The organism is Pseudomonas saxonica, assembly GCF_007858365.1.
Classification (GTDB): Bacteria; Pseudomonadota; Gammaproteobacteria; order Pseudomonadales; family Pseudomonadaceae; genus Aquipseudomonas; species Aquipseudomonas saxonica.
Map to the genome: position 1 here is coordinate 130,476 of NZ_VFIO01000013.1, position 6,934 is coordinate 137,409.

Here is a 6,934-nt window from a genome sequence, read left to right on the forward strand (position 1 = left end):
GAAGCAACTGCCCCTACAGCGCCTGCTCAAGCAAAACGCCCCCCTCATTGTCTGTCGACACCTCATGCAGTGAAATCCTTGAAGTCTCCGGCAGCGCCATTCCTCCCGCCAACGCGAGCAGTGCGACCGCCATCAGATAAAACGCCGGCGACAGATTGCTGCCCGTGGTTGTGATCAGCCATGTCGCCACCAAGGGTGCAGTGCCACCAAACAAGGTGTAAGCCATGTTGTAGGTGATGGCTGAGGCGGTATAGCGCGTTCGCGTAGGAAAGGTTTCCGAGAGCAAGGCGGCCGTCACCACGCCACACAATACCGCGCCCGTCGCTAACAGCATCACGCCGATCACTGACGCGGCAAACGCGCCGGAACTGGCCATCAGAAACGATGGATATACCGCCACGATCAGCAGCGCACACGCCGTGAAAACGGTGGCACGTCGCCCTACCCGATCCGAATAAAGCCCGGCCAGCGGGCAGATCGCAGCGGCAAAAATAAGCGCAATCAACGATACCAACAACGCCGTGGCGCGGCTCATGCCTCCTACGACTTGCAGGTACGTCGCAAAGTAGGTGGTAAACATGTAAAACGACAGCGCTGTGAGCGACACAAACGCGCCCAGGCAACAGATAGCCGCGCCGTGGTTGCGCAAGGTTTCCTTGAGCGGTGAATGAGCCACCGCGTGCTCCTGAGCCACCGCCTTGAACGCCGGCGTTTCATCCAGCTTGCTGCGCATATACAGCCCCACCAGTCCCAATGGCGCCGCAATCAGAAACGGCACCCGCCAGCCCCAGTCCGCCATCGTCTGCGCCGACAATGACGCCTCCAGCCCATAAGCCACCACGGCCGCTGCCGCAAACGCACTAAAGGTCGACACGGGTAAAAAACTGCCATACCAGGCTCGTTTGTCGTGGGGTGCGTGCTCCATCAGGTAGGCACAGGCCCCCGCGTATTCGCCACCGGCGGAAAAGCCTTGAGCACAACGGATCAACGTCAACAGAATCGGCGCTAAAACCCCGATAGCCGCATAAGTGGGCAGCACACCGATCAAAGTGGTGGCCCCGGCCATCAATAAAATGGTCATTGCCAGTGTACGTTTACGGCCAATCCGATCGCCCAGCATGCCGAAGAAAATCCCGCCCAGCGGCCTGAATGCAAAAGCCACGGCAAAGACCGCAAAGGTTTTGAGCAAGGCTGCACTGGCATTGCCACTGGGGAAAAACTGTTGAGCAATGGTGGTCGCCAGAAAGCCGTAAATAGCGAAATCAAACCACTCGACAAAATTGCCGATAGCGGCCGCAACAATCACTTTTCTCAGGGTTTTAGGGCTGACTTCTGGGGCGTACGGGCGAGTCATATCGAACCTCGGCATTTCATGACTGATCCTTGAATTATCGGGCCAGCGACTAAAATGTCCTGCTCCAAACCTGTCATCGGCATAGTCAGCACCGACGCAAGTCAGTTCAATTGAGTAACATCGCCAGCCCTGCCTGACACTGACATCCCTTCAAGGAACTTCTATGGACTCGCACATTGCAACCGTCCCGCTGGACAAGGCATACCGACTGATCAACCACGGCCCTACGATTTTGGTGTCGGCCCAACACAACGGCGTACAAAACGTCATGGCCGCGTCGTGGGCCTGTGCACTGGATTTTTCCCCGCCCAAGCTGACGGTGGTGCTCGACAAATCCGTCAAAACCCGCGAATTGATTGAACACAGTGGTTTTTTTGTCATTCAGGTGCCAACCGCGGCCCAGTTGGAACTGACCAGCCGCGTGGGCAGCACCAGCCTTACCAGCGACCCGGACAAACTTACTCATTGCGGGGTCGACCTCTTCGCAATCGAAGACCTGCCAATGCCATTCGTGACCGGTTGCTCGGCCTGGCTGGCCTGCGCACTGATCCCCGAACCACACAACCAGAACACTTACGACCTGTTTATCGGCGAAGTGATCGGTGCGTGGGCCGATACTCGCGTGTTCAAGGACGGCCACTGGCACTTTGAAACGGCCGACCCTGCCTGGCGTAGCCTGCACTACATTGCGGGCGGCCATTATTACGCCACCGGCGAAGCCCTGGATGTGAGCGACAACACGCAATCCTGAACCCTTGACTCCCGTCGTCGCGGCCAATCAAACAAGGCCGCGTCCGACAACTCTCACCCTAAAATAATTATTCCTACCTGATATTCGCCCTAATCCTCACACCTGAAAGAGCCATCCTACAGCCAGCTCCAGTACCGCCTTGCACACTTGCGCGACCTTAAAGAGTTCTGATGCTCACTGCCTTCAGAACGTGCGCTTTGCAAGGAACCACAGATGTCACGTTCACTGTCCCAGTCTCGCTTCAGCCTAAGCATTGAAGGCTCTGGCGCCGATTTCCAGGTTCTCTCTTTCACCGGCGATGAAGGCATTAGCACGCCTTACCGCTTCGAGGTGGTACTGGTCAGCGAGCGTGCCGACCTCGACCTTGAGAGCCTCTTGCATCAACCGGCCTTTCTGGCCTTTTCATCCGACGGTACGGGTATCCACGGGCAGATCAGCCAGATTGCCCAAGGCGACAGCGGCAAACGCCTGACCACACCCTGACGCTGGTGCCGCAGCTTGACGTTTTGCGTCACCGAACCAATCAGCGGATTTTCCAGCACCAAACCGTCGAGCAGATCATTGGCCAGATCCTCGAAGAGCACGGCATTTTCAGTGATCGTTATCGGTTCATCCTTGAGACCCACTACACGGCACGCGATTACTGCGTGCAATATCAAGAAAGTGATCTGCACTTCATCCAGCGCCTGTGCGAAGAAGAAGGCATCCACTACCACTTCAGGCACACCTCCAACAGCCACCACCTGTGGTTTGGCGACGGCCAGAGCCTCTTTCAAAAAATCACTCCCCCCACGCCCTTCCACGGTGACAGTGGCCTGGTGCCGGACTCGCCATCGGTTAACGCGTTCCATGTCGGCCTGCAAACCTGCGTCACCCGCAGCACATTGCGCGATTACGAGTTTCAAATGGCCAGCCGCCAACAGCTGGCCGACGCTGGCCCCGACCATACCAAACGCCAACCGGACCTCGAAGACTACCGCTACCCCGGTCATTTCAATCACGAGCAGCGCGGCAAGTTGCTCAGCCAGCGCGCCCTGGAACGACACCGTATCGAGTATCGCCAGGCCAGCGGAAAAAGTGATCAGCCCGCGTTGATCACGGGCCATTTCCTCGATTTGGCCGAACACCCGCAAACGGCCTGGAATGACCTTTGGCTACTGACCAAAATCACCCATGAAGGCAAACAACCGCAAGCACTAGAAGAGTCCGCTGCACACCCGGCGCTCATACCTGCAGACGGATTCGTGCAGGGCTACCGCAACACCTTTGCCGCCACCCCTTGGGACGTGTTTTACCGCCCGGCCCTCAACCACCCTAAACCCTGTGTGCTGGGTGCACAGACTGCCCGTGTATGCGGCCCGACAAATGACGAAGTGCATTGCGACGCCTTTGGCCGGGTAAAGGTGCAGTTTCATTGGGACCGTGAAGGCCAAAGCGACGATCACAGCAGTTGCTGGCTACGGGTTGCCTCCCGCTGGGCTGGGGATCGCTTTGGCTCTGTGATGGTGCCGCGGGTGGGCATGGAAGTGCTGGTGCATTTTTTGGAGGGTAATCCCGATCAGCCGGTTCTTTCATCTTGCCTGCCAAACAGCCTCAACCCTACGCCCTGGCCATTGCCTGCGAATAAAACCCGTAGCGTCCTGCGCAGCCGCAGCACACCGGGCGGTGGCGGTTACAACGAGCTGCATATCGAAGACCGCACAGGCGCCGAAGTGATTTACCTGCACGCCCAACGCGACCTTGAACAGCACATCAAAAACGACAGTCACCTGCAAGTCGATGGCGCTCGCAACGAACTCATCACGCGTGAACGTACCAGCGTGCTGATGGCCGAAGACCAGCGCACGGTCAGTGCCGACCGCAAGGTGCAACTGCTGGCCAACGACCATCGAGAGGTGGCCGTCAGCAGCCATACCCGAGTGGGTCAGGTCATGACCGTTGAAGCCGGGCAAGAAGTTCACCTCAAGGCAGGGGCCAGCCTGACCCTCGCCGCAGGCGCTGGCCTGAGCCTGACGGCGGGTGGTCAGCACGTGGTCATCAACGCGGCGGGCATCTACGCCAGTTCGCCGATCCTGCCCGGCGGCGCCCCTACCCCGGGCACACCCGCTTTGCCCGCCAACGCATCAGGCCTGGCGCCCCTGATCGCAGCCCTGCTGACCCCCAATCAAATCGACAGCCTGTCGCGCAGTGCGCCTTTTTGCGAAGAGTGCGAGCGCTGCAAAGGAGGTGTCTGTGACATCTGATGCAATCACCCCCCAGCAGTGGCTGGCCAAAACTCCGTTAAGGCCCGGCGAGCACCTCTACGCCGTCATCAGCGCCACCAGCACCGCTCAACCGCTGGTGGCATGGCGCCAACATGAATCTCAACCCGCCGTGCCGTTGTGGGCCAACACGCCCTACGCCGACTGGTTACCCGTGATGCCCTGGTTGCTGAGCCTGACCGGCACTGAAGCGTTTCTCAATTGGGCGGCACACACCGAGGCGCAAGACTGGGGCTGGCTGGCCATTTCCAGCGCGCCGCCCGAGCTGATTGCCGAGCACCTGCGCGGCCTGACACAGGTATTTACAGCGCCGGACGACGCTGTTTTTTTCCGTTTCTGGGATGGCCGGTATTTCCTCACCGTCCTTCAGCAACTTGGCGCAACCACCTCAGATGTACTGCCCGTATTTGACCGCTACTGGATCAACGGCCAGCCCGTGGTCGTGGGTCAGGGTGCAAACCGCCCGGCACAGGCTTTTCCTTGGTGGCAGGTGCCTGAAGACCTGCTTTGCGCACTCGTGGAACAGGATTCAAGCAGCGTGATCGACAACCTGATGTGCCTCCTGAAAGAAACAGCTCCCTTGCTCTACAACGCCACCGCTGAAAGCGTCCTTCGCCAAAAAGTTGAGTCCTATCTAGCCACCACCGGCTCCGCCCTGAACTTCGACCACGCGCGTTTTACTGCCTACCTGCAACAGGAAATAGGTCAATGACTGACAGCATCCAGCCCGATGTACCCACCCTCCTGTTGCAACACAGAAACTGCCTGGCCGAGTACCGCCTGCAAACCTCAAAGTGGTACGGCGGCCTTATTGCCGCCGAACAAAAATTCAGTGCGGGTGACAGCGCCATCACCCGCAATATAGAGAGTAAAGGCCCGGCGATTCACTACGCCCAATGCAAGAAAGACGGCACGCTGACCTTGATTCATGCCTTCGAATCCGCGCACTTCGTGCCGATTGGCAACACTCCTGTACGTCTGACACCCCTGTGCTCAAAACCCCTGCGACCGGATAACTATGGCTTTGCCACCACCCGGGATACCGACGACGAAGAACTCCACACCCACATCGACGACAGCGGCATAAAGCTGCTCGAAGGCTGCAAACCCGATCAGCGCTACCGCGTCACCTTCTACCCTCAGACCACACCGCAACAGATCGACGCCTACTTCGACTCCTATCAAGGCCTGCTCAACGAACTGGGCGCCTGGCTCTCGCAGCAATGGAACAGCGAATTCCAGCCGCTCTGGCGTGCCTATGACAACGCCAGTAATGCAGACCAACTGCTGCTGCACGCACAGAGCGCCCTCAAGGGTTTCGGCGACACGCTGATCGGACTTTGGGACAGCCTCGTCAAACTGTTCGACCTCATCACGCACCCGAAAAAGAATCTCGAAAAACTCGCAGAGTTCCTTAACCCGACACAACTCGACGACTTCATAAACGCATCGGCCCAATCGCTGCAAGCTCTCTATTTAGTCGCCAGTGACGAACCGCTGTTATGGGCGTATTTCTCCACCTTCCAAGCCTGGCTGCAATTGCTGCCGCCACTCCTATGCACTGAAATGGTTACGCGCCTGGGCAGCGAAGTGCTGATCGACATCCTGATCGGTGTTGTTCTGACCGGCGGGATGGGGCTGGCGGTGAAGTACACCGCCAAGGCCGTTAAAACGATGACCGTCACCGCCAAAGCCACCCACCTGCTGGACAGCTTTATTGACCTGCTGCTGCGCACCAGCAAAGCCCGCGCAACCCAGCATGCACACATCAGCAAACCCATCCTGCTGCACGCCGACGCGCCGCTGAACACCGGCACAAAAGGCAAGGTCGACATCACCCCTCAACCCGGCGACGGCCCCGACCAGTCACTGCTCGACACCACCCTGATGGTGCGCGGCAAACCCCAGACCTACACCGAAATCGTGCAAGTCCAGCACGTCGATGACGTCCCGGCGCAATCGAAAAACCTCAACGACCAGCCCGCCGAACCGGCTGACAAAACCTGCACCCAAGGCTGCCCGGTCTCGATGGTCACCGGCGAAGAACTGCTGACCCTCACCGACACCGTGCTCGATGGCGTGCTGCCCTTCGAGTGGACACGCCTGTACCGCACCAGCGCCGTCGAAAGCCAAAGCAGCCTCGGTTTCGGCTGGAGCCACAGCCTGAACCATCGCCTGCAAGAAGACGGCGACGAACTGCTCTGGACCGATCACGAAAACCGCCAGACCCGCTTCCCGCGCCCCACAGCACAACGCCCGGCCATCACCAACAGCCTGGCCCGCGCCGCGATCTACCTGGGTGAAAAAGACGGCGAACTGATCCTCGCCCAAGCGGGCAAAGCCCGCCGTTTCTACCACTTTCAAGACTTAAAACTGATCGCCATCAGCGACGCCTACGGCAACCGCCTGACCATCACCCATCGTGACGGCCGCCTGCACCGCATCGAAGACAAGTTTGAACGCGCCCTGATGCTGCGCTACCACAACAACCGACTGTGCGCCGTCGACTACCAGTACTACGACCACAGCCGCGAATTCATCGAACGCTCCGACGAGCACTACGCCAAA

4 protein-coding genes and 1 pseudogene are annotated in these 6,934 nt (G+C 58.8%); 4 read left to right on the top strand and 1 reads right to left on the bottom strand.

Going from position 1 to position 6,934, the window contains the following annotated elements:
- Nucleotides 1-13: 13 nt before the first annotated feature.
- Nucleotides 14-1,369, bottom strand: coding sequence for an MFS transporter (locus tag FJD38_RS22170; protein ID WP_244302788.1), 1,356 nt, complete (start codon nucleotides 1,367-1,369; stop codon nucleotides 14-16).
- Between the two features lie 148 nt (nucleotides 1,370-1,517).
- On the opposite strand from FJD38_RS22170, the gene FJD38_RS22175 reads away from it, so the two are divergent.
- The 4 genes and pseudogenes from FJD38_RS22175 to FJD38_RS22190 form a co-directional block, all read left to right on the top strand.
- Nucleotides 1,518-2,105 (top strand): flavin reductase family protein, encoded by a 588-nt coding sequence (locus FJD38_RS22175; RefSeq protein WP_146387574.1) that lies wholly within the window; start codon nucleotides 1,518-1,520, stop codon nucleotides 2,103-2,105.
- Between the two features lie 213 nt (nucleotides 2,106-2,318).
- Nucleotides 2,319-4,348: pseudogene (locus FJD38_RS22180) on the top strand (type VI secretion system Vgr family protein).
- Entirely contained in the window at nucleotides 4,338-5,078 is a 741-nt protein-coding gene (locus FJD38_RS22185; protein ID WP_146387576.1) for a DUF4123 domain-containing protein, read from the top strand. Before FJD38_RS22180 ends, FJD38_RS22185 begins: the two are co-directional and overlap by 11 nt.
- On the top strand, nucleotides 5,075-6,934 hold a 1,860-nt coding region (locus tag FJD38_RS22190; protein WP_244302789.1), incomplete at its 3' end, for a DUF6531 domain-containing protein. The genes FJD38_RS22185 and FJD38_RS22190, both read left to right, overlap by 4 nt.

Bases quoted from the DNA above. Each gene is read 5' to 3' on its own strand.
- FJD38_RS22170 (WP_244302788.1), bottom strand. From the start codon at position 1,369: ATGCCGAGGTTCGATATGACTCGCCCGTACGCCCCAGAAGTCAGCCCT.
- FJD38_RS22175 (WP_146387574.1), top strand. From the start codon at position 1,518: ATGGACTCGCACATTGCAACCGTCCCGCTGGACAAGGCATACCGACTG.